This window comes from Caballeronia jiangsuensis (assembly GCF_046030135.1).
Taxonomy (GTDB): domain Bacteria; phylum Pseudomonadota; class Gammaproteobacteria; order Burkholderiales; family Burkholderiaceae; genus Caballeronia; species Caballeronia jiangsuensis.
The window spans coordinates 103,395-129,344 of record NZ_JAQQDB010000010.1 but is presented as its reverse complement, the minus strand read 5'-3'; the positions used below and the strand labels follow the sequence as shown (position 1 = coordinate 129,344).

At 64.4% G+C, this 25,950-nt stretch carries 24 protein-coding genes and 1 riboswitch; of the genes, 18 read left to right on the top strand and 6 right to left on the bottom strand.

What is annotated here, in order from left to right; genetic code table 11:
• Positions 1–169 precede the first annotated feature (169 nt).
• Both glpK and ribB read left to right on the top strand, forming a co-directional pair.
• A complete protein-coding gene (glpK, locus tag PQR08_RS13025; protein ID WP_408161363.1) occupies positions 170–1,666 on the top strand; it encodes a glycerol kinase GlpK in 1,497 nt (498 codons plus the stop codon).
• Positions 1,667–1,780: 114 nt separating this feature from the next.
• Positions 1,781–1,944: riboswitch (FMN riboswitch) on the top strand.
• 151 nt (positions 1,945–2,095) lie between these two features.
• Positions 2,096–2,833 carry a 3,4-dihydroxy-2-butanone-4-phosphate synthase gene (gene ribB / locus PQR08_RS13020; RefSeq protein ID WP_408161362.1) on the top strand — a complete coding sequence of 246 codons (738 nt, stop codon included), beginning with the start codon at positions 2,096–2,098 and terminating at the stop codon, positions 2,831–2,833.
• Between the two features lie 12 nt (positions 2,834–2,845).
• Here the strand turns inward: ribB and PQR08_RS13015 are convergent, their stop codons facing one another.
• The 3 genes from PQR08_RS13015 to PQR08_RS13005 are packed head-to-tail and all read right to left on the bottom strand — an operon-like array spanning position 2,846 to position 5,144.
• Complete coding sequence (locus PQR08_RS13015; RefSeq protein WP_408161361.1) at positions 2,846–3,532, bottom strand: HAD family hydrolase; 687 nt, start codon at positions 3,530–3,532, stop codon at positions 2,846–2,848.
• Positions 3,533–3,569: 37 nt separating this feature from the next.
• Complete coding sequence (locus PQR08_RS13010; RefSeq protein ID WP_408161360.1) at positions 3,570–4,748, bottom strand: MFS transporter; 1,179 nt, start codon at positions 4,746–4,748, stop codon at positions 3,570–3,572.
• Between the two features lie 12 nt (positions 4,749–4,760).
• Positions 4,761–5,144: a VOC family protein gene (locus PQR08_RS13005; RefSeq protein WP_408161359.1), complete on the bottom strand. Its 384-nt coding sequence runs from the start codon at positions 5,142–5,144 to the stop codon at positions 4,761–4,763.
• A 113-nt stretch (positions 5,145–5,257) separates the two neighbouring features.
• Between PQR08_RS13005 and PQR08_RS13000 the strand changes: the two genes are divergently transcribed.
• The 14 genes from PQR08_RS13000 (at position 5,258) to PQR08_RS12935 (ending at position 20,134) form a co-directional block, all read left to right on the top strand.
• Positions 5,258–6,229 carry a LysR family transcriptional regulator gene (locus PQR08_RS13000; protein WP_408161399.1) on the top strand — a complete coding sequence of 324 codons (972 nt, stop codon included), beginning with the start codon at positions 5,258–5,260 and terminating at the stop codon, positions 6,227–6,229.
• Between the two features lie 112 nt (positions 6,230–6,341).
• On the top strand, positions 6,342–7,703 hold the full coding sequence (gene miaB, locus PQR08_RS12995; RefSeq protein ID WP_187607547.1) for a tRNA (N6-isopentenyl adenosine(37)-C2)-methylthiotransferase MiaB: 1,362 nt from the start codon (positions 6,342–6,344) through the stop codon (positions 7,701–7,703).
• 21 nt (positions 7,704–7,724) lie between these two features.
• Positions 7,725–8,843: a PhoH family protein gene (locus PQR08_RS12990; RefSeq protein WP_187607546.1), complete on the top strand. Its 1,119-nt coding sequence runs from the start codon at positions 7,725–7,727 to the stop codon at positions 8,841–8,843.
• On the top strand, positions 8,840–9,304 hold the full coding sequence (ybeY, locus tag PQR08_RS12985; protein WP_250483083.1) for an rRNA maturation RNase YbeY: 465 nt from the start codon (positions 8,840–8,842) through the stop codon (positions 9,302–9,304). The genes PQR08_RS12990 and ybeY overlap by 4 nt, the downstream gene beginning before the upstream one ends.
• Before the next feature lie 34 nt (positions 9,305–9,338).
• Complete coding sequence (locus tag PQR08_RS12980; protein ID WP_408161358.1) at positions 9,339–10,031, top strand: gamma-glutamylcyclotransferase; 693 nt, start codon at positions 9,339–9,341, stop codon at positions 10,029–10,031.
• A gap of 201 nt (positions 10,032–10,232) precedes the next feature.
• Positions 10,233–11,138, top strand: coding sequence for a CorC family transporter (locus PQR08_RS12975; RefSeq protein ID WP_035497772.1), 906 nt, complete (start codon positions 10,233–10,235; stop codon positions 11,136–11,138).
• A 78-nt stretch (positions 11,139–11,216) separates the two neighbouring features.
• Complete coding sequence (gene lnt / locus PQR08_RS12970) at positions 11,217–12,884, top strand: apolipoprotein N-acyltransferase (RefSeq protein ID WP_408161357.1); 1,668 nt, start codon at positions 11,217–11,219, stop codon at positions 12,882–12,884.
• Between the two features lie 183 nt (positions 12,885–13,067).
• The gene (glyQ, locus tag PQR08_RS12965) at positions 13,068–14,096 is read left to right on the top strand and encodes a glycine--tRNA ligase subunit alpha (protein ID WP_075583802.1); all 1,029 of its coding nucleotides are present in this window, start codon (positions 13,068–13,070) and stop codon (positions 14,094–14,096) included.
• Positions 14,097–14,113: 17 nt separating this feature from the next.
• Entirely contained in the window at positions 14,114–16,213 is a 2,100-nt protein-coding gene (glyS, locus tag PQR08_RS12960; RefSeq protein ID WP_408161356.1) for a glycine--tRNA ligase subunit beta, read from the top strand.
• Between the two features lie 9 nt (positions 16,214–16,222).
• Positions 16,223–16,795 carry a D-glycero-beta-D-manno-heptose 1,7-bisphosphate 7-phosphatase gene (gene gmhB, locus PQR08_RS12955; RefSeq protein ID WP_187607541.1) on the top strand — a complete coding sequence of 191 codons (573 nt, stop codon included), beginning with the start codon at positions 16,223–16,225 and terminating at the stop codon, positions 16,793–16,795.
• Between the two features lie 12 nt (positions 16,796–16,807).
• Complete coding sequence (locus PQR08_RS12950) at positions 16,808–17,581, top strand: lysophospholipid acyltransferase family protein (protein WP_408161355.1); 774 nt, start codon at positions 16,808–16,810, stop codon at positions 17,579–17,581.
• An 82-nt stretch (positions 17,582–17,663) separates the two neighbouring features.
• Positions 17,664–18,584 carry a M48 family metallopeptidase gene (locus tag PQR08_RS12945; RefSeq protein ID WP_238286167.1) on the top strand — a complete coding sequence of 307 codons (921 nt, stop codon included), beginning with the start codon at positions 17,664–17,666 and terminating at the stop codon, positions 18,582–18,584.
• An 81-nt stretch (positions 18,585–18,665) separates the two neighbouring features.
• Positions 18,666–19,052, top strand: coding sequence for a lactoylglutathione lyase (gene gloA, locus PQR08_RS12940; RefSeq protein ID WP_238209787.1), 387 nt, complete (start codon positions 18,666–18,668; stop codon positions 19,050–19,052).
• A gap of 152 nt (positions 19,053–19,204) precedes the next feature.
• Positions 19,205–20,134: a DMT family transporter gene (locus PQR08_RS12935; RefSeq protein WP_408161354.1), complete on the top strand. Its 930-nt coding sequence runs from the start codon at positions 19,205–19,207 to the stop codon at positions 20,132–20,134.
• A 1-nt stretch (position 20,135) separates the two neighbouring features.
• Here the strand turns inward: PQR08_RS12935 and PQR08_RS12930 are convergent, their stop codons facing one another.
• Positions 20,136–21,152: a DedA family protein/thiosulfate sulfurtransferase GlpE gene (locus PQR08_RS12930; RefSeq protein WP_408161353.1), complete on the bottom strand. Its 1,017-nt coding sequence runs from the start codon at positions 21,150–21,152 to the stop codon at positions 20,136–20,138.
• A gap of 150 nt (positions 21,153–21,302) precedes the next feature.
• Between PQR08_RS12930 and PQR08_RS12925 the strand changes: the two genes are divergently transcribed.
• On the top strand, positions 21,303–22,163 hold the full coding sequence (locus PQR08_RS12925) for an MBL fold metallo-hydrolase (protein ID WP_250483077.1): 861 nt from the start codon (positions 21,303–21,305) through the stop codon (positions 22,161–22,163).
• Here the strand turns inward: PQR08_RS12925 and PQR08_RS12920 are convergent.
• Entirely contained in the window at positions 22,160–22,795 is a 636-nt protein-coding gene (locus tag PQR08_RS12920) for a FadR/GntR family transcriptional regulator (protein WP_408161352.1), read from the bottom strand. The two genes, PQR08_RS12925 and PQR08_RS12920, sit on opposite strands and share 4 nt — an antisense overlap.
• A 182-nt stretch (positions 22,796–22,977) precedes the next feature.
• Here PQR08_RS12920 and dgoD point away from each other — a divergent pair, with 182 nt between their 5' ends.
• A complete protein-coding gene (gene dgoD, locus PQR08_RS12915) occupies positions 22,978–24,126 on the top strand; it encodes a galactonate dehydratase (protein WP_187607537.1) in 1,149 nt (382 codons plus the stop codon).
• Positions 24,127–24,131: 5 nt separating this feature from the next.
• On the opposite strand, the gene pabB is transcribed toward dgoD, so the two are convergent.
• Entirely contained in the window at positions 24,132–25,919 is a 1,788-nt protein-coding gene (pabB, locus tag PQR08_RS12910) for an aminodeoxychorismate synthase component I (RefSeq protein ID WP_408161351.1), read from the bottom strand.
• Positions 25,920–25,950: the final 31 nt, after the last annotated feature.

Below are 25,950 nucleotides of genomic sequence, written 5' to 3'. Positions count from 1 at the left end.
GCGCCACTCGGCCGAATGGCATAGGCCGAATGACGTTCTAGCGAGATGTGTCACGCGGCCTATGCCATTCGGCCAGGTTGTCCGCGTGGCCTCGCTCCGTTAGATTGCGCAAACGGACATCGGTTGGCGCGGCACGACGCGTCGATGTCGGCTCAAATCGGAGGAGACCATGCAGGATCAGTACATTCTCGCGCTCGACCAGGGCACGACCAGTTCGCGCGCCATGCTGTTCGACAGAAACGGCAACGTCGTGTCCGTGGCGCAGAAAGAATTCCAGCAGATTTATCCGCAAGCTGGCTGGGTCGAGCACGATCCGCAGGAGATCTGGTCGACGCAGGCCGGCGTCGCCGCCGAAGCCGTCACACGCGCGGGCGAGAGCGCTTCGTCGATCGCGGCGGTGGGCATCACGAATCAGCGCGAAACCACGATCGTCTGGGACCGCGAAACGGGCAAGCCGATCTACAACGCAATCGTCTGGCAGGACCGTCGCACGGCCGGCTTGTGCGACGAGCTCAAATCGCGCGGCCTCGAAGCAATGGTGCGCGCGAAAACGGGCCTGCCCATCGACGCGTATTTCTCGGCAACGAAGATCCGCTGGATTCTCGACAACATCGAGGGCGCCCGCGACAAGGCGAAACAAGGACGACTCGCGTTCGGCACCGTCGATAGCTGGCTCATATGGAATTTCACGCGGCAGGGCCTGCATGTCACGGACATGACGAACGCATCGCGCACCATGCTCTTCAACATTCATGAGCGACGCTGGGACGACGAACTGCTCGACGCGCTCGACATACCGCGCAGCATGCTGCCCGAAGTGCGCCCGTCGTCCGAGGTGTACGGCACGACGCGAGGCACGGTGTTCGCCGCGGACGTCCCGCTCGCGTCGCTTGCCGGCGATCAGCACGCGGCCCTCTTCGGACAGATGTGCACGGATTCCGGCATGGTGAAGAACACCTACGGCACCGGCTGCTTTCTCGTCATGAATACGGGCGACAAGCCGATCGAGTCGCGCAACAACCTGGTCACGACGATCGCCTGGCAGATCGGCGATCAGGTCAATTACGCGCTCGAAGGCAGCATCTTCATCGCGGGCGCGGTCGTGCAATGGCTGCGCGACGGGCTCGGCCTGATTCGCCACGCAAGCGAAATCGAAACGCTCGCGCGCGGCGTGCCGCATAGCGACGGCGTCTATCTCGTGCCCGCGTTCGCCGGGCTCGGCGCGCCGCACTGGAACGCGCGCGCACGCGGAACGCTCTTCGGCGTCACGCGCGGGACGACATCAGGTCATATCGCGCGCGCGGCGCTCGACTCGATCGCCTATCAGTCGCTCGACGTGCTCAAGGCAATGGAAGCGGACTCGGGCATGCGCATCGGCGAATTGCGCGTCGATGGCGGCGCCTGCGCGAACAATCTGCTGATGCAGTTTCAGGCCGACATCCTCGGCGTCGAAGTCGCACGCCCGCGCATCGCGGAAACGACGGCGCTCGGCGCGGCGTATCTCGCAGGGCTCGCGGTCGGCTACTGGAAGGATGTCGATGAACTCAAGGCGCAATGGCAACTGGAGCGCCGGTTCAGTCCGTCGATGCCGGAACCGGAGATCGAGTCCTGTCTCGCCGGATGGCAACGCGCGGTCCACGCGGCGAAGGTATGGGCCGACAGCTAGCGAAGCCCAGCCGCTTATGTCGTTTTCCGGAACGCCGCGCCATGCGGCGGTGCAAAAATCGTCGGCGTGCGGTATCCTAAAAAAGCTGTCGAGGCTTCGGCCCCGCAGCATTCAGTACGTCTTCAGGGCGGGGTGTAATTCCCCACCGGCGGTATGTGGCGAGGCCTCGCGGCCGGACCATGAGCCCGCGAGCGCCCGCGCCGGTAACATGCGCGGGGTCAGCAGATCTGGTGAGATGCCAGAGCCGACGGTCACAGTCCGGATGAGAGAAGATGTGCAGATGGTCATGTCCGTTCCCCTTGGCGAGTCTTGCATCGCGCCGAACCGGACGACGCCGCGCCTTCGGGCGTGTCGCCGTGGGGTGTCGTTCTGTCTGTTTGCAATGCCCTGAAACGTTTTTCGCTTAATTTTCTCGCGAGAGCGTTTCACATGTCCCAGACCCAAACCAGCAACAGCCTGTCGTTCGCCGCACCCGCCGTCATCGCTGACGACGCCTTTGCCGATCTCTCCCAGCTCGCTTCATTCGATGTTCCGCCGCGTATCGCTGCAGCGCTCGACGCCATGCGCGAAGGCCGCCCCGTCGTCTTGCAGGACGATGACGATCGCGAAAACGAAGCCGATCTGATCGTCGCCGCCGAGAAACTCACCGACGCCACCATGGCCCTTCTGATCCGCGAATGCAGCGGCATCGTGTGCCTGTGCCTGCCCGACGATCGAGTGCGCGCGCTCGAACTCCCGCCGATGGCCGCTGCCAACGGCAGCCGCTACGGCACCGCGTTCACGGTGTCGATCGAAGCGCGCGAAGGTGTGACGACGGGTGTGTCGGCGGCGGATCGCGTGACGACGATTCGCGCGGCCATCGCCGATCATGCGAAGCCTGGCGATATCGTCCGGCCGGGCCACGTCTTCCCGCTGCGCGCGATGCCGGGCGGCGTGCTCGCACGGCGCGGCCACACGGAAGGCACCGTCGATCTGGCGATTCTCGCGGGACTCAAGCCCGCAGGCGTGCTGTGCGAACTGATGAACCCGGACGGCACGATGACGCGCGGCGAGCAAGTCGAGCGCTTCGCGCATGAGCACCGCCTGCCGATGCTGACCATCGCGGAACTGGTCGAATTCCGCGCGGCGCTCGCAGCCGCGCGCGAGACCGTGGAAGAAGCAGCCTGAGTCGCTAAGCGCTCAGGACAGCACGTCGCCGAAATCCCCGCGCACGCCCGCGGCGACGAGCCCGGGAAGTTCGTCCATGTGCTCCATGATCCGCGTGATGCCGGTTTCGCGCAGCACCTGCGCGTAGCCGGACGGAATGTGGCTCGCACCGACGAACGCGATGGTCTTCATGCCCGCCGCGCGCGCCGCCGTCAGCCCGGCGACGCTGTCTTCCACGACGAGACAGCGCTCGGGCGCGACATCGAGCGTGCGCGCCGCGAGCAGATAGACATCGGGATAAGGCTTCGGCCGTTCGACCTGCTGCGCACTGAACACGCGCGCGCCGACGACTTCGTCCAGGCCCGCGCGCCGCACCGACGCGCGCACGCGCTCAAGACGGCTGTTCGACACCACCGCGACCGGCAAGCCGCACGCTTCGAGCGCCGCGCGCACGCCGGCGATCGGTCCGACCGAGCGCGCGAGTTCCACCGCGACGCGCGCCTCGATCGTGTTGACGAAATCCAGCGGCATCACGACGCCGAACTTCGTCTCCAGATAAGTCAGGAAGCGCGAAGTCTGCTGCCCGAAAGCCGTCTTGACGGCCGGTTTGAAGTCGATGCCGGGAAACGTCTCGGTCAGGACGTCCAGCATCACGCGATCCGCGATGACTTCGCTATCGACGAGCACGCCGTCGCAATCGCAGATGAGATGATCGATCATGTTGGCTCGAATTACGTTGAGCCAACATGATAAGCGTTCAGCAAGCGTCGGCTGCTTTTACTTCGGATGTAATGCGCGGCGCGTCCAGCCGCGCGGCGAACCATGTCACCGCGAGGGCCGCGAGCGCGACCGCCGCTGCTGCCCACGGGAGCGCATCGAGGCCGTGACCGTGCGTGAGCACCGCGCCGCCGAGCCACGCGCCGCCCGCATTGCCGACGTTGAACGCGCCGATATTGAGCGTCGATGCGAGATTCGGCGCGTCCTTCGCCTTCTCGACGACGCGCGCCTGCAGCGGCGGCACGGTCGCGAACGCAGCGATGCCCCACACGAAAATCGTGACGATCGCGCCGATCTGGCTGTGGCTCGTCTTCGCGAACACCGCCATGATGATCGCGAGCGCGAACAGAATGCCCACCAGCGAAGGCATCAGCGCGCGGTCGGCGAGCTTGCCGCCGATCGTATTGCCGATCGTCAGCCCGACGCCGAACAACACCAGAATCAGCGTGACGGCGCGCGGCGAGAATCCGCCGACCTGTTCGAGAATCGGCGCGATATACGTGAAGACAACGAACACGCCGCCGAAACCGAGCACGGTCATCGAGAGCGCGAGCCAGACCTGGCCGTCGCGCAGCACACGCACTTCGCGTCCGAGTCCGCTCGGCGCCGCATCGTGGCGATTCGGCACGAGCGCGGTCACGCCGAGCGCGGAAAGCACGCCCAGGCCCGCAACGATCCAGAACGTCGCGCGCCATCCCAGTTCCTGACCGATGAACGTCCCGAACGGCACGCCCAGAACGTTCGCGAGCGTGAGCCCGGTGAACATCAGCGCGATGGCGCTCGCGCGCTTGTCCGCCGGCACGAGCGACGCGGCCACGACCGCGCCGATGCCGAAGAACGAGCCGTGCGCGAACGACGTCACGACGCGCGCGGCCATTAAGAGGCCATAGTCCGGCGCGACCGCGCACAGCACGTTGCCGACGATGAACACGAGCATGAGCCCTTGCAGCGCGAGCTTGCGCGGCAGCTTGCTCGTCAGCACGGCGAGCAACGGTGCGCCGACTGCGACGCCGAGCGCGTAACCGGTGACGAGCAGGCCCGCTGACGGAATCGACACGGACAGATCGCGCGCGACGTTGGGCAGCAGGCCCATGATGACGAACTCCGTCGTGCCGATGGCGAAGGCGCTGATCGCCAGCGCGAGAAGGGGAAGAGGCATGGTGGCTCCAGATCAGAATTGGGCGGTCACGAATTCGACGACCACGCTTGGGCCCAGCCGCACGAAGAGCTGAAGCTCGCGGGCGAGCGGCACTTCGGCGAACTGGTAGGCATAGCCGTGACAATCGAGACGTTCGAGCAATGCGCGCCACTCGGCTTCGTCGTCGATGCGCAGCGCCAGATGGTCGATGCGCGTCGCGCCCGGCCGTTCAGCGGGATGCGAATCCACGACGCCCGAGGCGACCAGATGCACCGCCGGCCGCGCGCCGAGATAAAGCCAGTAGCCGCCGACGCCGAAAGGCGGCCGTGGCCCGACTCGCATCCCGGCGATATCGACGAAGAAGCGCATGAACGCATCGCAGTCGGGCGCGACGAGAGTGACGTGATCGAGTTGCATGACGCGAATGCTCCTCAAAGGGTTAACGCTTAGACGGCATTTTGCGAGCTATGCGTCGCTTTGAGAATTGGTCTACCCTTTGAATCATTATCAAGCTGGATTTGAAAATGACGATGGATCGGCTCGGCGACATGCGCCTTTTCGTGGAAGCGGCCGCGGCGGGCAGTCTGTCGGCGGCGGGGCGCAAGCTCGGACTGTCGCCGGCTGCGGCGAGCGCGCGGCTCATCAAGCTGGAAAAAGCGCTGCGCACGCGGCTATTCGAGCGCACGACGCGCCAGTTGCGCGTCACCGACGAAGGCCGCCTGTATCTTCAGCACTGCCGGATCGCGCTGCAGGCGATCGACGACGCCGAAGCCGCGCTGCAGGCCGGCCAGAACGTCGTGCGCGGCAAGGTGCGCATCTCGGCGACGTCGAATTTCGGGCGCTCGATGCTGCGCGGCTGGATCGACGAATTCAGCGCGCTGCATCCGGACGTGAGATTCGCGCTCACGCTGTCGGATTCGGTGTCGAATCTGTTGCTCGAGGAGATCGATCTGGCGATTCGCTTCGGCGCACCGCCCGACAGCGGACTCGCCGCGCGCGCGCTCGCGCCGAATCGACGCGTGCTGTGCGCATCGCCCGAGTATCTCGCGCGCAAGGGCGTGCCCAGGACGCCCGCGGAGTTGATGGGTCACGACTTCGTCGTCGTGGTCACGGCAAGCGGGCCGCTCAACGAGCTCGATTTCGTGCGCGGCGACGAGCGCTACGCGTACACGATCCCGCTCGCGGACGCCTGGGAAACCAACGACGGCGCGATGACTCGCGCGTGGGCGCTCGCGGGCCACGGCATCGCGCATAAATCGATCTGGGATATCGCCGCCGACGTACGCGCCGGTACGCTGAAGATGGTGCTGCCCGACTGGTGCACGCACGAGGCCGCCGTTCACGCCCTCTTCCACGCCAACCGCTACATGGCGCCGCGCGTGCGCGTGCTGCTGGATTTTCTGGTCGAGCGTTTCGAGAAAACGACGCACGAATTGCTCGGCGATCTGGCGTATCCGCCCGAGCCGCGCCCATCGCGTCAGGAATTGCCGTCGGCGCTATAATATCGGGCTAAATTACAGCAAAAAGCGGGCAAATCACGGTAGAAGTCCGCGAAACTCCTTCAATCCCCTTTACCAGCGCCCCCAGATCAACCACTGTGACCGGCGACGATTCATGACCAAAAAAGTTTATGTAAAGACCTTCGGCTGCCAGATGAACGAGTACGACTCCGACAAGATGGTCGACGTGCTCGGCGCGGCAGAAGGACTCGTCAAGACGGACACGCCCGAAGACGCGGACGTCATTCTCTTCAACACGTGCTCGGTGCGCGAAAAGGCCCAGGAGAAAGTGTTCTCCGATCTCGGCCGCGTGCGCGAGCTGAAGGAAGCGAACCCGAATCTGCTGATCGGCGTCGGCGGTTGTGTCGCGAGCCAGGAAGGCGCGTCGATCGTCGCGCGCGCGCCGTATGTCGATCTCGTGTTCGGTCCGCAGACGCTGCATCGCCTGCCCGCGATGATCGATCAGCGCCGCGCCACCGGCCGCGCGCAGGTCGACATCACGTTCCCGGAAATCGAGAAGTTCGATCATCTGCCGCCCGCGCGCGTCGATGGACCGAGCGCGTTCGTGTCGATCATGGAAGGCTGCTCGAAATATTGCAGCTATTGCGTCGTGCCCTACACGCGCGGCGAGGAAGTCTCGCGCCCGCTCGACGACGTGCTCACCGAGATCGCCGGCCTCGCCGATCAGGGCGTGCGCGAAGTGACGCTGCTCGGCCAGAACGTGAACGCCTATCGCGGCGCGCTGACGCTCGGATCGCACGACATCGCGGATTTCGCGACGCTCATCGAGTACGTCGCGGAGGTGCCGGGTATCGAACGCATTCGCTATACGACCTCGCATCCGAAGGAATTCACGCAGCGCCTCATCGACACCTACGCGAAAGTGCCGAAGCTCGTCTCGCATCTGCATTTGCCGGTGCAGCACGGCTCGGACCGCATTCTGATGGCGATGAAGCGCGGCTATAGCGTGATCGAGTACAAGTCGGTCATCCGCAAGCTCCGCGCGATTCGTCCGGATCTGTCGCTGTCGACGGACTTCATCGTCGGTTTCCCCGGCGAGACCGAGGACGATTTCAACAAGATGATGGCGCTCGTCGACGAGATGAGCTACGACACGAGTTTTTCGTTCATCTACAGCCCGCGCCCCGGCACGCCCGCCGCCAATCTGCACGACGACACCCCGCGCGAAGTGAAGCTCAAGCGTCTGCAACATTTGCAGGCGACCATCGAGGAAAACGTGCAGCGCATCAGCGCGTCGATGGTTGGTAAAGTCGAGCGTATTCTGGTCGAGCGGCCCGCGCGCAAGGACCCGAACGAGCTGGCCGGGCGCACGCAGAACAACCGCGTCGTCAATTTCCCCGCGCCGGCCGAATCGCACGCGCGGCTGATCGGCCAGATGATCGACGTAAAGATCGTGCACGCGTATCCGCATTCGCTGCGCGGCGAACTGGTCATGGCGCCCGAGCTGACGCACTAAAGAAAGGAACTCAAGTTCACCTTGAAGAACGCTCCTACGCAGCATCTGGAATTCACCGCACCGCGCGAGGACAACGCGCGGCTCGCCAACCTCTGCGGCCCGCTCGACGAAAACCTGCGGCAGATCGAGCAGGCGCTCGACGTGACGCTTTCGCGGCGCGGCCACAAGATCGCGATTCGTGGCCGTGGCGCGAAAGTCGCGCTCGCGGCGCTCGAGAACTTCTACAACCGCGCGCGCGATCCGATTTCCGTCGACGACATTCAGCTTGCGCTCGTCGAGGCTCGCCATGCGACGCGCCGCGCGAGGGATGCGCGTGAAGCCAACGGCGAAGAAGGCGAGATCGATCCGCGTTTTCGTGGCGATCCGGATCATCCTTTCGATGAACCGAGCGCGACGATCGACCTCGGCGACGACGAAGACCACGGTCCGAAGCTCTACACGCGGCGCGCCGATCTGCGCGGCCGCACGCCGGCGCAGCGCGAATATCTGAAGCAGATCATCGCGCACGACGTGACGTTCGGCATCGGGCCGGCGGGCACGGGCAAGACGTATCTCGCGGTTGCTTGCGCGGTCGATGCGCTCGAACGCGATCAGGTGAAGCGCATCGTGCTGACGCGGCCGGCCGTCGAAGCGGGCGAGCGGCTCGGCTTCCTGCCGGGCGATCTCGCGCAGAAGGTCGATCCGTATCTGCGTCCTCTGTATGACGCGCTTTACGACCTGCTCGGCTTCGACAAGACCGCGAAGATGTTCGAGCGCCAGATGATCGAGATCGCGCCGCTCGCGTACATGCGCGGGCGCACGCTGAATCACGCGTTCATCATTCTCGACGAGGCGCAGAACACCACGCCCGAACAGATGAAGATGTTCCTCACGCGTATCGGCTTCGGCTCGAAGGCGGTCGTCACCGGCGATACCACGCAGGTCGATCTGCCGCGCGGCCACAAGAGCGGGCTGATCGAGGCGCAGCATGTGCTGTCGGAAGTGCGCGGCATCGCGATCACGCACTTCACGTCGGCGGATGTGGTGCGGCATCCGCTCGTCGCGCGCATCGTCGAGGCTTACGACGCGCAATCGCAGAAAGATGCCGCGCTCGCCGAGGCTGCGCGCGTCGCGCAGTCGCTGCAGCAAAAACCCGAATGAAGCCACGCCTCGCTTTGACGATGCAGTTCCCGGCTGCGAAAGCGTATCCGTCGCACAAGGCGATCCTGCCGCGCGCGACGGTCGCTCGCTGGATCAAGGCAGCGCTTTTCGCCGATGCCGAACTGACCGTGCGCTTCGTCGATGAGGAAGAAGGCCGGATGCTCAATCGCACGTATCGGCAGAAGGATTACGCGACGAACGTGCTCACGTTCGCCTACGCGGAATCCGAGGACGATCCCGTCGCGGGCGATCTGATTCTGTGCTGCCCGGTCGTCGAGCGCGAGGCGGAGGAACAGGGCAAGCCGCTTGCCGCGCACTATGCGCATCTAATCGTCCACGGCACGCTGCATGCGCAGGGCTACGACCACGAAGTCGAAAGCGAAGCGCAAGAGATGGAATCCATCGAGACGGATATCATGCAGTCTCTGGGATTTTCCGATCCTTACGTGCCTTTGACCTGAAGCCGGTCGATGTCCTCGATGTTTTGAACGCGCCGTGAACGACAAGACGCCCGAACCCGCGCAATCCGCACTTTCCGAAGCCGACCCGACGCCCGCGCCCTGCCCGGACTATCCGCCCGCGCTCGGCGAATCCGCGCTGCTGACGGACGAGGAACTGGCCGCGTCGCGCGACGCGGCGCTCGTTCATTGGGACCGGACGTCGGATTTATGGCTGTTCGGTTACGGCTCGCTGATCTGGAACCCTGGCTTGCCGACGCTCGAAGCCGTGCGCGGCAAGGTGCATGGCTACCATCGCGGGCTTTATCTGTGGTCGCGCGTGAATCGCGGCACGCCGGAACAGCCTGGCCTCGTGCTGGCGCTCGATCGCGGCGGCTCGTGCACCGGCATGGCGTTCAGGCTCGCGGGCGCCGATGCGATCGAGCATCTTCAGGTGCTGTGGCGGCGCGAAATGGCGATGGCTTCGTATCGGCCCGCGTGGCTGCCCTGCACGCTCGCGGACGGACGGCGCGTCGAGGCGCTTGCGTTCGTGATGCGCCGGGATGCGACTTCCTATACCGGCAAACTCGCCGATCCGATCGTGCGCACCGTGCTCGGCTGTGCGAGCGGTCGCTACGGCACGACGCTGGATTACGTCAGCCGGACCGTCGAGGCGCTGCGCGAAAGCGGGATGCCGGATCGGGCGCTCGAAGCGCTGTTGAAGCGGTGTCAGGCGCAGGCAAATAAATGACGCGCGTGCTTTTTGCATCCGTATGACTTTCTCGTTGCGCATCGTCCGTTCGGCTAACGCTCGGGGTCGGACATACTTCTCGCATATTTATCGGCTAGCATGGCTCATGACATGCCCGCCGCGCCACCCAGCCCGCGTTTTTCCTTGGTGTATGCTTAAACTTCCGCTAACCTGCGCCCGGGAACTCCCGGGCGCTCCGCTATGAACGAACCCTATCCCAGTCGACGCCACACCGACAAACCCGTGGAAAAGCGCTCTCTTCTCGAACGCCTGACCGATTTCATCTCGCACGAGCCCGAATCGCGCGACGAACTTCTTGAAGTGCTCCAGGACGCGCACGAGCGCAACCTGCTCGACGCCGATTCGCTCTCGATGATCGAAGGCGTCTTTCAGGTGTCCGATCTCTGCGCGCGCGACATCATGGTTCCGCGCGCCCAGATGGACGCCATCAACATCGCGGAAACGCCCGCCGAATTCATCCCCTTCGTGCTCGACAAAGCGCACTCGCGCTATCCCGTGTACGAAGGCAATCGCGACAACATCATCGGCGTGCTGCTCGCCAAAGATTTGCTGCGCTACTACGCCGAAGAAGAATTCGACGTGCGCGGCATGTTGCGCCCCGCCGTTTTCATCCCCGAGTCGAAGCGCCTGAACGTGCTGCTGCACGACTTTCGCGTGAACCGCAATCACATCGCGATCGTCGTCGACGAATACGGCGGCGTGGCGGGCCTCATCACGATCGAAGACGTGCTGGAGCAGATCGTCGGCGACATCGAGGACGAATACGACTTCGACGAAGAAGCGGGCAATATCATCGCGACGCCGGACGGCAAGTATCGCGTGCGCGCGCTGACCGGCATCGAACAATTCAACGAGGAATTCGGCACCGATTACTCCGACGATGAAGTCGATACCATCGGCGGCCTCGTCACCCATCGCTTCGGGCGCGTGCCGCATCGCGGCGAGAAGGTGCGCATCGACGATTTCGCGTTCGAGATCCTGCGCGGCGACGCCCGGCAGATTCACGTTCTTCTCGTGCGGCGCGTGCCGAATCTCGCGCAGCAACATCATCACGCAGGCGACGACGAAGACGAATTGCGCGACTAAGCGCATCGCGGGCGTCGGAACGAATCCGCGCCCGCCCTCTTCCCTTCGCACGCTTTCGTTTCATCTCGACCGTCATCAATGGCCGATTCATCGTTTCGTTTCCTCTCCCGTCAACGCGACGCGTCCGTCATCGCCGAGTCGCCGCGCGCATTGCCCTTCTGGCATTACCTCGTCGCCGCCGTGCTCGGCGCCGTCAATACGCTCTCCTTCGCACCGACGCCGCACGGCGGCTGGATCGAGCTCGTCATCTTCGCGCTGTTTTTTGCGTGGCTCACGCGCACCGACAACTGGCGCAGCGCCGCCGCGACCGGCTGGGCATTCGGCTTCGGCAACTTCGTGACCGGCGTGTGGTGGCTCTACGTGAGCATGCATGTCTACGGCGGCATGGCCGCGCCGCTCGCCGCGGCCGCCGTCGCGCTGTTTTCGCTGTATCTCGCGATTTATCCGGCGCTGTCGAGCGTGGCCTGGTCGTTCGTCGCGGGCCGCGCGCGCTTCGGCGATGAAGACGTCGCAACCGCACGCGACATCGATGCATCGCAGCGCTTTGCGCCGACGTGGCACGGCGCGTTTGCGTTCGCGAGCGCGTGGGCGCTCGGCGAATGGCTGCGCGGTCTCGTGTTCACAGGCTTTCCCTGGCTCGCGAGCGGTTATGCGCAAGTCGACGGACCGCTCAAGGGCTTCGGCTCGATCGTCGGCGTGTATGGTGTCGGCTGGGTGCTCGCGCTCGTCGCCGCGCTGATCGTGCAGGCGATCCATCACTTTCGCAAATCGCGGCGGCTCGCCTACGCGCCGGGCATCGCGGCCATCGCGCTGATCGTCGCGGGCATGTTGCTCTCACTCGTCGAATGGACGACGCCCGCCAATGCGCCGCTCGACGTGCGTCTCCTGCAAGGCAACGTGAAGCAGGAGATGAAGTTCGAACAGGCCGGCGTCGATGAATCGCTCGCGCTCTATCAGCGGCTCATCACCGAGAAACCGGCCGATCTGATCGTCACGCCGGAAACCGCGCTGCCTGTTTTGTCCGTGCAGATTCCTCAGGACTTCGCCGTCGCGATCCGAAACTTCGCGGACAACACGAATTCGTCGATTCTCTTCGGCGCGATCGGCGTCACGATTCTCCCGGACGGCCGCGCGACCGATTTCACCAACAGCCTCTTCGGCGTCACACCGCACGTGAACGGCGTGTACCGTTACGACAAGCATCATCTCGTACCCTTCGGCGAATTCGTGCCGCTCGGCTTTCACTGGTTCGTGCGCTTGATGGGCATTCCGCTCGGCGATCTCGTGCGCGGGCCGATCGCGCAGAAGGCGTTCATCGTGCATAACCAGCCGGTCGCCGTCGACATCTGCTACGAAGACATCTTCGGCGAAGAGATCGCGCGCACGATCCGCGAGCAGGAAACGCCCGCGGGCATTCTCGTCAACTCGACGAATCTCGCGTGGTTCGGCAATACGATCGCGCTCGATCAGCATCTCCAGATCGCGCGCATGCGATCGATCGAAACCGGCCGGCCGATGCTGCGCGCCACCAACACCGGCATGACGGCGGTGATCGCGTCGAACGGCGATGTCGTGTCGAAGCTGCCGACCTTCACGACCGGCGTGCTCGAAGCGCGCGTGCAAGGAACCTCGGGCAGCACGCCGTATGTGACGAGCGGGAACATGACGGTGATCGCGGTATCGCTGTTGTTGCTTGCGTTCGGGTTCGCGTTCGCGCCGAACCGGAAACGTCCGGGCACGCGCTGAACATAGACTGAAACGCGGCCGCGTCGCACCGGGCGACGCGGCTCGCGCGGCCCGCCCTTCTCCCAAAAAGCCGCACCCGCCCTGCCGTTCGGCTAAAATTCTCCGTTTCAGCACTTTGGCCGAGCCTCCGAGTCGCGTCGTCACGACGATGGCCGCGCCGCGTCCGCCCCGCACAAGGCAATCATGCTCACATTCCAGCAAATCATTCTGACGCTGCAGTCCTACTGGAACGAAAAGGGCTGCGCGCTCCTCCAGCCGATCGACATGGAAGTCGGCGCGGGCACCTCGCACGTCCACACGTTCCTGCGCGCGATCGGCCCCGAGCCGTGGCGCGCGGCCTACGTTCAACCGTCGCGCCGCCCGAAGGACGGCCGCTATGGCGAGAACCCGAACCGCCTGCAGCACTACTATCAGTATCAGGTCGTGCTGAAGCCCGCGCCTGAAGACATCCTCGATCTGTACCTCGGCTCGCTCGAAGCGCTCGGCTTCGATCTGAAGCAGAACGACGTGCGCTTCGTCGAGGACGACTGGGAGAATCCGACGCTCGGCGCGTGGGGTCTCGGCTGGGAAGTGTGGCTCAACGGCATGGAAGTGACGCAGTTCACCTACTTCCAGCAGGCGGGCGGTATCGATTGCAAGCCGGTGCTGGGCGAAATCACCTACGGTCTCGAACGTCTCGCGATGTATCTGCAGAAGGTCGAGAACGTGTACGACCTCATCTGGACCGAATGGGAAGAAGACGGCCCGAACGGCCGCGTGCTGCGTCAACTGACTTATGGCGATGTGTATCACCAGAACGAAGTCGAGCAGTCCACGTATAACTTCGAGCACGCGAACGTCGATCTGCTCTTCACGTTCTTCAAGAGCTACGAAGAAGAAGCGAAGAAGATGATCGATGCGAAGCTCGCGCTGCCCGCGTATGAACTCGTGCTGAAGGCGGGTCATACGTTCAATCTGCTCGATGCGCGCGGCGCCATTTCCGTGACGGAGCGCGCGGCGTACATCGGCCGCATTCGTGCGTTGTCGCGCCTCGTCGCGCAGGCTTATTACGATTCGCGCGAGGCGCTCGGCTTCCCGATGCTCGGCAATCCGGTGCGAGGCGATCGCGATCTCGTCACCGACGAGCAGGAAGCGCAGCGTCCCGCATGGGCGCCGCCGCTGAAACCGGAAAGCACGCCGCCGGGCGAACGCAGCAACAACGAACAGGTTTGACGAGGCTCGACAGAACAATGACGCAATCCAACCACGCTTCCCTGCTCGTCGAACTGCTCACCGAAGAACTGCCGCCGAAAGCGCTCGCGCGTCTCGGCACCGCTTTCGCCGAAGGCATCGTCGAGCGTCTCGCTGCGCGCGATCTGATCGACGGCGCGCCCGCGTTCGAAAAGTACGCGACGCCGCGACGCCTCGCCGTGCTCATCAGGAACGTGCGCGATGTCGCACCGGAAAAGCAGGTGCGCGAGAAAGTGCTGCCGGTGTCGGTCGCGCTCGACAAGGAAGGCAATCCAACGCCGCCGCTCGCAAAGAAGCTCGCTGCGCTCGGCTTCCCCGACTTCCCGCTCGCCGAACTCGAACGCGCGCAGGACGGCAAGGCGGAAGCGTTCTTCCTGCGCTACGCCGCGCCCGGCGCGACACTCGCCGACGGTCTGCAAGCCGCGCTCGATGAAACCCTCGGCAAGCTGCCGATTCCGAAGGTCATGACCTATCAGCGCCCGGACGGCACCAGCGTGCAGTTCGTGCGTCCGGTGCAGCGCCTCGTCGCCATGCACGGGCGCAACGTCGTGCCGGTGAGCGCGCTCGGCGTCGATTCGGGCGATACGACCGTCGGTCATCGATTCATGTCGGAAGGCTTCGTCGCGATTCCGAACGCCGACGAATACGCCAACACGCTGCGCAGCAAAGGGCATGTCGTCGCCAATTTCGACGATCGCCGCGAATCGATTCGCACGCAGCTTCTGGCGTTCGCCGGCGACGACCGCGTCGTGATGCCCGAAGCGCTGCTCGACGAAGTGAACGCGCTCGTCGAATGGCCGGTCGTCTACGAATGCCGCTTCGACGAGGAATTCCTGCAGGTGCCGCAGGAATGTCTCATCCTCACGATGCAGACGAACCAGAAGTATTTCGCACTCACGGACCAGCACGGCAAGCTGCGCTCGCGCTTCCTGATCGTGTCGAACATCGATACGAAGACGCCCGACGAGATCGTCGAAGGCAACGAGCGCGTCGTGCGCCCGCGTCTCGCCGATGCGAAGTTCTTCTTCACGCAGGACAAGAAGAAGCGTCTCGAAGACCGCGTGCCGCTGCTCGCGAACGTCGTCTATCACAACAAGCTCGGTTCGACGCTGCAACGCGTCGAACGTGTCGAGGCGCTTGCAGGCGAAATCGCGCCGATGGTCGGCGTCGATGCCGCGCTCACGCGCCGCGCCGCGCGTCTCGCAAAGGCCGATTTGCTGACCGACATGGTCGGCGAATTCCCCGAATTGCAAGGCACGATGGGCACGTACTACGCACGTCACGACGGCGAGCCGGAAGAAGTCGCGCTCGCGTGCTCGGAGCACTATCAGCCGCGCTTCTCGGGCGATGAAACGCCGTCGACGGGCGTCGGCGCCGCGGTTGCGCTCGCGGACAAGCTGGAAACGATCGTCGGCATCTGGGGCATCGGTCTCGCGCCGACCGGCGAGAAAGACCCGTTCGCGCTGCGCCGTCACGCGCTCGGCGTGCTGCGCATCCTGCTGGAAAAGAAGCTGCCGATCGATCTGCGCGATCTCGTCGGCATCGCCCAACGCCAGTTCGCGGGCATGCCGCAAGTCGCCGATTCGACCGAGGCCATCTACGCGTTCTTCCTCGATCGCCTGCGTGGTCTGTTGCGCGAACGCGGCTTCGAAGCGAACGATATCGAAGCGGTGCTGAGCCTGAACCCGACGCGTCTCGACGACATCGTCGCGCGCCTCGATGCCGTACGCGAGTTCGCCGCGCTGCCCGAAGCGGCGGCGCTCGCGGCCGCCAACAAGCGCATCTCGAACATCCTGAAGAAGTCCGAGCAAGGCGCGCCTGCGTCGGTGAACAAGGAACTGCTCGTCGAAGCGGCAGAGAAGAATCTGTACGCGCAGATCGAACAGGTGACGCCGCGCGTGCAGAGCCAGCTCGCGGCGCGCAACTATACGGAAGCGTTGACCGCGCTCGCCGCGTTGCGCGAGAGCGTCGACACGTTCTTCAACGACGTGATGGTGAATGCGGAAGATCCCGCGCTGCGCAACAATCGGCTCGCATTGCTCAACGCATTGCATCAGCAGATGAACTGCGTCGCCGATATTTCGAAGCTCGCTGCCTGACGCGCCGCCATGGTCATGAACCGAAAACTGGTCATCCTCGATCGCGACGGCGTGATCAACGCCGATTCCGATGCATTCATCAAGTCGCCGGACGAATGGGTCGCCATTCCCGGCAGCCTCGAAGCCATCGCGCGCCTGAATCAGTCGGGTTATCGCGTGGCGATCGCATCGAATCAGTCGGGCATCGGGCGCGGTCTCTTCGACATGGCCGCGCTGAACGCGATGCATCAGAAGATGAATCGCGCGGTCGCGGCCGTCGGCGGACGTATCGACGCGGTGTTCTTCTGCCCGCACACGGCGGAAGATCAATGCGATTGCAGAAAGCCGAGGCCCGGCATGTTGCAGCAGATCATCGACCGCTTCGAGATCGATCCTGAAGACACGCCCGTCGTCGGCGATTCGCTGCGCGATCTGCAAGCGGGCGCGGCGCTCGGCTTTCCCGTGCATCTCGTGCTCACCGGCAAAGGCGAAAAGACGCTCAAGGAAGGCCAGTTGCCCGAAGGCACCGTGGTTCACAAGGACTTGCGCGCGTTCGCGCTCGAGTTCCTCGCACGGCATCAGGACCGCTCCGCGGCCCAGTAACACCGAGACGTCATGCGCTTCATCCGTTCGCTGCTGTTGATGCTTTACTTCATCGTGTACACGACGCCGTACGCGATCGCCTGTTTCATTGCGTTTCCGTTCATGCGCGCCGACAAGCGCTACTGGATGGCGGCCGGCTGGTGCAAATCGACCATCGTCGTGCTGCGGCATCTGATCGGGATTCGCTACAAGATCGAAGGCATGGAGAATCTGCCGGACGGTCCCGCCGTGCTGTTGTCGAAGCATCAGTCCGCATGGGAGACGCTCGCGTTTCCCGCGTTGATGCCGCGCCCGCTCTGCTACGTGTTCAAGCGCGAGTTGCTCTACGTGCCGTTCTTCGGCTGGGCGCTCGGGCTGCTCAAGATGGTCCATATCGATCGCAAGCAGGGACGCGATGCGTTCGCATCCGTCACGAGTCAGGGCCGCGCGCGCATGGACGAAGGCGCGTGGGTCATCATGTTTCCCGAAGGCACGCGCACGCGCGTCGGCAGCCAGGGCAAGTACAAGACCGGCGGCGCGCGCTTCGCCGTCGTGACCGGCGCGCCGGTCGTGCCGATCGCGCACAACGCCGGTCACGTCTGGCCACGCAATTCCTTCATCAAATATCCGGGTATAGTCACGGTGTCGATCGGCAGGCCGATCGGTACAGCCGGTCTCACGCCCGAGGAAGTGAACACGCGCGTCGAAAGCTGGATCGAGGCGGAAATGCGCCGCATCGATCCGCACGCTTACGCCGCGCCGAACGCGCAGCCGGGTGAGGCCGGCGCCGCGGGCGCGGGCCGCTGAAGCGGCAGCGTTCGAATCGAGCCGCGGCGTGCCTTACTCATTCTTCTCGTCATTCCTGCGCCGTGAGCGCAAAGCCGAGCCGATGCAGAAAGCCCCATCGCGACAGCGCCCCGCCGTCGCGCTCGATACCCTGCAACTCGATCTGCCGTTCGAGCATGCGCCGGCATACTCCGGCGCGCCGCCCGCGAACGGACCCGCTCCGCTGCGCGGCGATGTCCCCGCCGCCGATCCCGTTCCCGTTCTCACGCCCCCCGCTCCGGCAACACCGCTGCCCGATGGCGTGCGCCTGCGCCGCATCGCGTTGAAGGCGGGCGCGCTGGAGTATCGGTTGAGGCGTTCGGCGCGGCGCACGATCGGCTTTTGCATCGACGGCACCGGGCTCGCGATCACCGCGCCGCGCTGGGTGACGATCGCGGATATCGAAAGCGCGATCCTCGACAAGCAGAACTGGATCGTCAAGAAGCTCACCGAATGGCAGACGCGCGTCGAGCAGCGCGCGCTGCCGCGCATCGACTGGAAAGATGGCGCGCAGTTTCCGTATCTCGGCAAGACGATCAGCGTGTCGCTCGGCTCGACGGCGAGCGCACTGTCTTTCGACGACAAGACCAACGTGCTCTCGCTCGCGCTGCCCGCGCTCGCCGACGCGCAGCAGATCAAGGATCGCGTGCAGGGCTGGCTGCAATCGGAAGCGAAGCGCATCTTCGGCGAGCGGCTCGCGGTGTATGCGGCGAAGCTCGGCGTCGAATATCGCGCGTATGCGTTGTCGTCGGCGGCGACGCGCTGGGGCAGTTGTTCCAGCGACGGCAAGATCCGCCTGAACTGGCGGCTCATTCATTTCCCGATGTCGATCATCGATTACGTCGTCGCGCACGAGCTCGCGCATCTGCGCGAGATGAACCACAGCCCGCGCTTCTGGCAGACGGTCGAGTCCATTTTCCCCGAGTTCCGCGAAGCGCGGCACACGCTCAAGCATCATCCGCCGGATCTGTTGCCGGCGCTCTGAGGTGTCGTCAGCATGCGGCGGGCGCCGACGGTACAATTTCCTTCCTGTCCCCCGCAAACGACACACAACAGGAACCCCACCATGCGACTCCTCCATACGATGCTGCGCGTCGGCGACCTGCAGCGTTCCATCGATTTTTATACGCGCATTCTCGGCATGAAAGTGCTGCGTCAAAGCGAAAACACCGAGTACAAGTACACGCTCGCGTTCGTCGGCTACGGCCCGGAAAGCGAGAACAGCGTGCTCGAGCTGACCTATAACTGGGGCACCGACAAGTACGATCTCGGCACGGCGTACGGCCATATCGCACTGGAAGTCGACGACGCCGCCGGCGCATGCGAGCGCATCCGCCAGGCAGGCGGCAAGGTCACGCGCGAAGCCGGTCCGGTGAAAGGCGGCACGACGGTGATCGCGTTCGTCGAAGATCCGGACGGCTACAAGGTCGAACTGATCGAAAAGCATTCGTAACGCACGCAGCACATCGCGCGCCGCGCATTCGTCGCGGCGCGCAATCTCCACGGGCTCATCACGACCTTTCGCTCATCGAAGGCCGTTCGCTGGCACAATCGACGCTCCAAATCAGTGCATGGCCTCTCCGGCCACGCTTACCGAGCCAGCCGATGAGCACGCCGTCCCTCTCCGTGCGCCGCGCCCCCGACGCCACCGCCATCATCGTTATGATCGCGCTGTGCGGTGCGTGGGGATTCCAGCAAGTCGCGATCAAGGAAGCGAACGCATCGATTCCGCCGATGCTGCAGGCCGGCATCCGCTCGTTGATCGCGACATGCCTCGTATGGATATGGACGCGCACGCGCGGCGTGCCGCTTTTCCAGCGCGACGACACGCTGCCCGCCGGCCTGCTCGCGGGTCTGCTATTCGGCGGCGAGTTCGTCTGCATTTTCTTCGGCCTGAGTCTCACCACGGCGACGCGCATGGCCGTGTTTCTCTACACCGCGCCCTGCTTCACCGCGCTCGGCCTGCACTGGTTCGTCGCGGGCGAGCGGCTTTCGCGCACGCAGTGGTGCGGCATCGTGCTCGCGTTCTGCGGCATCGCGCTCGCGTTCGCCGACGGCTTTCTGCACGGCAATCCGAACAGCACGTCGACGATGCGGGGTATCGCGGGCGATGCGCTCGGCATCATGGCCGGCATCTTCTGGGCCGCGACGACGGTCGTCGTGCGCGCGTCGTCGCTTTCGCATGCAAGCGCGAGCAAGACGTTGTTCTATCAACTGGCGGTGTCGGCGGTGCTGCTGCTCGTGCTCGCGGCGGGCATCGGACAGACGCATATCGGAGCCGTCTCGCCGCTCGCGATCGCGAGCCTCGCGTATCAGGCGATCGTCGTCGCGTTCATCAGCTATCTGACGTGGTTCTGGCTGCTCACGCGCTATATGGCGTCGCGGCTCTCGGTGTTCTCGTTTCTCACGCCGATCTTCGGCGTCACCTTCGGCGTGCTTCTGCTCGGCGAGCAGTTCACCGCGCGTTTCATGGTCGCCGCGGCGATGGTGCTCGCGGGCATCGCGCTGGTGAACCGTCCCACGCGCCGGACGTAGCTCATTCCGGCGCGGTCGCGCGAATCGTGACCATGTCGTGATCGATATCGTCGTCGTGACCGGACGCGGCACGAAGGTGTTCCGCCGGCATCGGTTCGACCGGATAGCCGTGCTTCTCCCACGCATCCAGCCCGCCCTTCAGCGGCCGCACATGGCTGAAACCCTTCGCGCGCAACTGCCGCGCGATGATCTTCGCGGTCGCCTCGTTCGGGCACACGCAATACACGACCACCTCGTGCTCCGAATACAACTGATCGACGCGATCCGGCGAATCGAGGTCCAGCGAGATCGCGCCCGCGATGCGATACGGCTCGCGGCGGCGAATCTCCGCCGGGCGCGCGTCGTAGATCACGGGCGGCGTGTCGGAACGCATCATCGAGTCGAGCTGGTCCGGCGTGATGTGATACTTCGCGAGCCACTGGCGAAACTGTTCGCGCCGGATCCATCGATACAGCAGGAAGCCGAGCGCGACCATCGCGAGAATGTCGATCACCGTCGTGCCATTGGCGCGCACCAGCACGACGAGTCGTCCGATCTGTTCCTGCAGCGCGGCGCCGCCGAGCATCCAGAAACTCGCCCACGCGGTCGCGCCGATCAGATCCCACAACAGGAACACGCGCACTTCGATCTGCGTGGTGCCGAGCAGCGGCGCCGACACGAGCCCGAGCCCCGGCACGAACTTCGACAGCGCGAGCAGCGGCACGCCGAAGCGCTCGAACCAGCGGCGCGCGGTGCGCAGCGTCGAATCGATGGACAGCGAGAAGCGCACGAGCGAGTTGAGAAAGCGGCGGCCGTAGAGGCGGCCCGCGGCGAACCAGAGTGAATCCGCGATGAGCACGGCGAGCACCGCGGCCGCGAGCATCTGCCAGAACGGCGCGTTGCCGGCGGCGACGATCGTGCCGGCGAGAATCAGCATCGGCGCGGCGGGGACGGGCACGCCGAGTTGCGTCGCGAGGACGCTGACGAAGACGGCCCACGCGCCCCACGACGACGCGAGCGAAGTCGGGACGTGCGGCATTCGAACCTCTTGATCGAGCTTTCGTGGAGGTGAGCGCCGGTGCGTTGGGGTCCGGCGCAAAGGGTTACACTGTATCGCGATCCCGACAAACACGCCCAATCGATCCGGGCGACGAGAGCAGGACGCGAGGCAACAACCGGGGGAGTCAGCGTGCAAGCCATCACTCAGCCTTTCTTCGACATCAACACCGGCACGATGACGTATGTCGTCTACAAGGAGGCCGGTTCGGCAGCGGCGATCGTCGATCCCGTGCTCGACTACGATCCGAAAGCCGCGCGCACCTCGACGCAATCAGCCGATGCGGTCGTCGCGTTCGTGCGCGAAAAGCGGCTCTCCGTCGAATGGATTCTGGAGACGCACGCGCATGCCGACCATCTTTCGGCGGCGCCGTATCTGAAGCGCACGCTGGGCGGAAAGATCGCCATCGGCGAATCCATACGCGCCGTGCAGGGCGTGTTCAAGAAGATTTTCGATCTCGAACCGGAGTTTCAGCTCGACGGCTCGCAATTCGATCATCTGTTTTCGGACGGCGAGCGCTTCATGATCGGCGAGATCGAGGCGACCGCGCTGTTCGTGCCGGGCCACACGCCCGCCGACATGGCGTATCGGATCGGCGATGCGGTGTTCGTCGGCGACACGCTCTTCATGCCGGACGTCGGCACCGCGCGCTGCGATTTTCCCGGTGGCAGCGCACGCAGGCTGTATCGATCGATTCAGCGCCTGCTCGCGCTCGATCCGGAAACGCGCCTCTTCGTCTGCCACGACTATCCGCCCGACACGCGCGACCCGCAGTGGCAATGCACGGTGCGCGAGCAGCGCGAGAAGAACATTCACGTCGGGGGCGGCAAGACCGAGGACGAATTCGTCGCGATGCGCGAGGCACGCGACGCGACCCTCGGCATGCCGACGCTCATCTTGCCCGCGATCCAGGTGAACATCCGCGCCGGCCACTTTCCTGACGCGGCCGGCAACGGCACGACGTATCTGAAGATTCCGCTGAACGCGTTTTAGCCTTCGATCCTGCCGCGCGTCACGCCGAGCAAATCGGCCATCGCGCGGCGCGCACCGGCCGAATCTCGCGCGACGATCGCCTTAAACACGGCCGTATGTTCCGCGAGCGACGCGTTGTAGACGTCGGCGCGCTTGGCGTTCAGACGCAACTGACCTTCCAGCGTGCGCTCGATCAGCGCGCCGAGCGGTATCAGCAATTCGTTGCTGCACGCGGCGAGCACGCACAGATGGAAATCGAGGTCCGCGCGCACCCATTCTTCGACGTTCTGTGCACCGACCATCGCCTGATGCGCGCGTGTGAGACGCTCGCGCGTGCGTTCCTCGTGGTTATCGGCGGCGAGCGCGGCGGCGTACGGCTCGATCATCTCGCGCATTTCCTGAAGCTTGAGCGCGAATTGCAGCGGCGGCGCGACGCGCGAATACCAGTCGAGCATGTCGGAATCGAGCAGATTCCAGGCATCCCTTGCGCGCACGCGCGTGCCGACTTTCGGCCGCGACTCGATCAGCCCTTTCGACGTGAGCGTGCGCAACGCCTCGCGGAGCACCGTGCGGCTCACGCCGAAACGTTCCATCAACTCCGCTTCGCGCGGCAAGGGCGATCCGGGCGCGACGTCGCCACGCAGAATCGCCATGCCCAGTTCATGCGCCACGCGGCCATGTAGATCCCGGTGAATGATGGTCTCCTTTAGGTGTGGCCACGATTATGGAGTATTCGACTGATGTTTCGAAGGATTCGCTCAGAATTGAATAATACTATTAATATGCCTACACAACGGCTTTTTGATAACATGTAGATCCCTTCAGGAGACGCTCAATGAAAATCACGAAACTCGAGACCTTCATCGTTCCGCCACGCTGGTGCTTCCTCAAGATCGAAACGGACGAAGGCATCACCGGCTGGGGCGAGCCGGTCGTCGAAGGTCGCGCGCATACGGTCGCCGCCGCCGTCGATGAACTCGCCGATTATCTGGTCGGCCGCGACCCGCGCCATATCGAAGACCTCTGGCAGGTCATGTACCGCTCCGGCTTCTATCGCGGCGGTCCCATCGGCATGAGCGCGATCGCGGGCGTCGATCAGGCACTGTGGGACATTCTCGGCAAGTATCACGGCGTGCCGGTTCACGCGCTGCTCGGCGGCCAGGTGCGCGACAAGATCAAGGTGTATTCGTGGATCGGCGGCGACCGTCCGAGCGATGTCGCGAACAACGCGCGCGCGGTGGTCGATCGCGGCTTCAAGGCCGTGAAAATGAACGGCTCGGAAGAGTTGCAGATCATCGATACCTTCGACAAGGTGCAAGGCGTCATCGACAACGTGCGCGCCGTGCGAGAAGCGGTTGGTCCGAACGTGGGCATCGGTGTCGACTTCCACGGCCGCGTGCACAAGCCGATGGCGAAGGTGCTCGCGAAGGAACTCGATCCGTTCAAGCTGATGTTCATCGAAGAGCCGGTGCTGTCGGAGAACGTCGAGGCGCTGCGCGATATCGTCAATCAGACGAGCACGCCGATCGCGCTCGGCGAGCGGCTCTACTCGCGCTGGGACTTCAAGCACATTCTGGCGGGCGGTTATGTCGACATCATTCAGCCGGATGCGTCGCATGCGGGCGGCCTGACCGAATGCCGCAAGATCGCGACGATGGCGGAAGCCTACGATGTCGCGCTCGCGCTGCACTGCCCGCTCGGACCGATCGCGCTCGCGACCTGCCTGCAGATCGACGCGGTGAGCTACAACGCGTTCATTCAGGAGCAGAGTCTCGGCATCCACTACAACAAGGGCAACGACCTGCTCGACTACATCCGGAATCCGGAAGTCTTCAAGTACGAAGACGGCATGGTGACGATCCCGCAGGGGCCGGGATTAGGGATCGAGGTCAACGAGGAGAAGGTGCGCGAGATGGCGAAGGTGGGGCATCGCTGGCGCAATCCGGTGTGGCGTCATGCGGACGGCAGCGTCGCCGAGTGGTGATGCTTTCAGCGCCGAAGCCTTGCCTTCACGCCACCGCGTAATGCGTTGCTGATGAGCAGGTCTTCGGCTTTCTGCAAGTCGTCCATCGTCAGCGTGCGTTCGGCGGCGTGGAGTTCTTCGATGAGCACCGCGCGCATCACGCCCGGCAACACGCCAGCGTCGATGGGCGGCGTGAACCACTGGCCGCCGAGCTGCACGAAGACGCTGGAACGGCCGCCTTCGGTCAGCTCGTTGCGTTCGTTGACGAACAACATGTCGAAGGCCCCTTCGGCTTCGGCGGCTTTCCATGCGCGATCGTAGTCGGCGCGGCGCGTCGTCTTGTGACGCAGCAGCGGATCGCCGGACGACTGCGGCGCAAAGCCGCGATCGGACGCGAGCAACACATCCACGGTATCCGACGGCAACGGTGCGAGCGGCGCGCTCGTCATCGCGATACGTCCGTTCTTGTCCAGCGCGATGCGCATGCGATACGCCTTGCCCGCGTCGAACCCCGCGCAATGCTGCTCGATTTGAGCCGAGAGCGCGCGCTCGTCGAACGCAAAGCCGAGATACGCGGCGCTCGCCTTCAATCGCGCGACGTGGCGCGCGTAGTGGCGAACGCCTTCATCGCGCGTCGCATAGGTAGTCTCGAAAAGCTCGAAGCCGGGGTCCGCACCGGTCAGGAAGCGTGCTTTCAACAGACACTCCTCGTATTCGTCGGCGGCGACGCTATCGAGCACGATGCCCGCGCCGATGCCGAGCACGCCACGCCTGCCCGCGGCATCGACAACGATCGTGCGGATCGCCACCGACATGGAGAAATCGCCGCTCGCATCCAGCCAGCCGATCGCGCCCGTATAAAGGCCGCGCGGCGTGCTCTCGATTTCGTCGATCAGTTGCATCGTCCGATACTTCGGCGCGCCGGTGATCGAACCGCACGGAAAGAGCGCGCGCACGATGCCGGCGAACGACGTGCCGGGAATTACGCGCGCTTCGATCGTCGATGTCATCTGCCACACCGACGCGTAAGGCTCGACCGAAAACAGCACGGGCACATTCACCGAACCCGTGACCGCCACGCGCGACATGTCGTTGCGCAGCAGATCGACGATCATCACATTCTCGGCGCGATTCTTCGGATCGTGGCGCAGCGCCTCGGGATCGGCGTCGCGCGGCGCGGTGCCTTTCATCGGCCGGGCGCGCAGCAGATCGCCTTGTTTTTCGACGAACAATTCCGGCGAGCACGACACGACCGATCTGCCATCCGGCAACGCGATCAACGCGCCGTAATGCACGGCCTGCCGCTCGCGCAAACGCCGATACAGCGCGAGCGGTGCGCCGAACACATCGAAGTTCAGCCGGAACGTGTAGTTGATCTGATACGACTCGCCTTCGCGCAGCGCGTCCTGCACAGCGGCGATCGACGCATCGAATTCATCGCGCGTGACGCTCGCTTCGATGCCCGCGACGCCTGCCGTCAGGTCATCGCCTTCGGACGCGAGCCACGCGTCGACTTCATCGCGCGACAGACGCGCGCACTCGCGGAACATGAGCACGCGCAGCGCATGATCGTCGCCGCGTCCGATGCTGCCGAACTGGAGATTGCGCCCGAACTCGTAATCCGCGACGACGACCGCATGAAGACCGCCTCGCAGATCGCGTTCGATGTCGCCGCAGACCGCGTCGAGCTCACGCGTATCCACGCACACGCGTTCATGCGCGAAGTCCGTGTACAAACGACTCGACCGCCTTTCGGCGGTCGCATCGCAATCGTCGAGCAGCGCGAACACCGCGCTGCGCTCTTCGGTTTTCATCGTCATGCTCGCACGACGTACACCGCACTCA

Excerpts from the sequence above, each read along its gene's own strand:
- lnt (WP_408161357.1), top strand. The coding sequence starts at position 11,217 with ATGGCCGATTCATCGTTTCGTTTCCTCTCCCGTCAACGCGACGCGTCC.
- miaB (WP_187607547.1), top strand. The coding sequence starts at position 6,342 with ATGACCAAAAAAGTTTATGTAAAGACCTTCGGCTGCCAGATGAACGAG.
- PQR08_RS13005 (WP_408161359.1), bottom strand. The coding sequence starts at position 5,144 with ATGCAACTCGATCACGTCACTCTCGTCGCGCCCGACTGCGATGCGTTC.
- gloA (WP_238209787.1), top strand. The coding sequence starts at position 18,666 with ATGCGACTCCTCCATACGATGCTGCGCGTCGGCGACCTGCAGCGTTCC.
- glyS (WP_408161356.1), top strand. The coding sequence starts at position 14,114 with ATGACGCAATCCAACCACGCTTCCCTGCTCGTCGAACTGCTCACCGAA.
- PQR08_RS12950 (WP_408161355.1), top strand. The coding sequence starts at position 16,808 with ATGCGCTTCATCCGTTCGCTGCTGTTGATGCTTTACTTCATCGTGTAC.
- ribB (WP_408161362.1), top strand. The coding sequence starts at position 2,096 with ATGTCCCAGACCCAAACCAGCAACAGCCTGTCGTTCGCCGCACCCGCC.
- PQR08_RS13000 (WP_408161399.1), top strand. The coding sequence starts at position 5,258 with ATGGATCGGCTCGGCGACATGCGCCTTTTCGTGGAAGCGGCCGCGGCG.
- dgoD (WP_187607537.1), top strand. The coding sequence starts at position 22,978 with ATGAAAATCACGAAACTCGAGACCTTCATCGTTCCGCCACGCTGGTGC.
- PQR08_RS12975 (WP_035497772.1), top strand. The coding sequence starts at position 10,233 with ATGAACGAACCCTATCCCAGTCGACGCCACACCGACAAACCCGTGGAA.
- PQR08_RS12945 (WP_238286167.1), top strand. The coding sequence starts at position 17,664 with ATGCAGAAAGCCCCATCGCGACAGCGCCCCGCCGTCGCGCTCGATACC.
- PQR08_RS12920 (WP_408161352.1), bottom strand. The coding sequence starts at position 22,795 with ATGGCGATTCTGCGTGGCGACGTCGCGCCCGGATCGCCCTTGCCGCGC.
- PQR08_RS12930 (WP_408161353.1), bottom strand. The coding sequence starts at position 21,152 with ATGCCGCACGTCCCGACTTCGCTCGCGTCGTCGTGGGGCGCGTGGGCC.
- gmhB (WP_187607541.1), top strand. The coding sequence starts at position 16,223 with ATGGTCATGAACCGAAAACTGGTCATCCTCGATCGCGACGGCGTGATC.
- PQR08_RS13015 (WP_408161361.1), bottom strand. The coding sequence starts at position 3,532 with ATGATCGATCATCTCATCTGCGATTGCGACGGCGTGCTCGTCGATAGC.
- PQR08_RS13010 (WP_408161360.1), bottom strand. The coding sequence starts at position 4,748 with ATGCCTCTTCCCCTTCTCGCGCTGGCGATCAGCGCCTTCGCCATCGGC.
- glpK (WP_408161363.1), top strand. The coding sequence starts at position 170 with ATGCAGGATCAGTACATTCTCGCGCTCGACCAGGGCACGACCAGTTCG.
- pabB (WP_408161351.1), bottom strand. The coding sequence starts at position 25,919 with ATGAAAACCGAAGAGCGCAGCGCGGTGTTCGCGCTGCTCGACGATTGC.
- ybeY (WP_250483083.1), top strand. The coding sequence starts at position 8,840 with ATGAAGCCACGCCTCGCTTTGACGATGCAGTTCCCGGCTGCGAAAGCG.
- glyQ (WP_075583802.1), top strand. The coding sequence starts at position 13,068 with ATGCTCACATTCCAGCAAATCATTCTGACGCTGCAGTCCTACTGGAAC.
- PQR08_RS12935 (WP_408161354.1), top strand. The coding sequence starts at position 19,205 with ATGAGCACGCCGTCCCTCTCCGTGCGCCGCGCCCCCGACGCCACCGCC.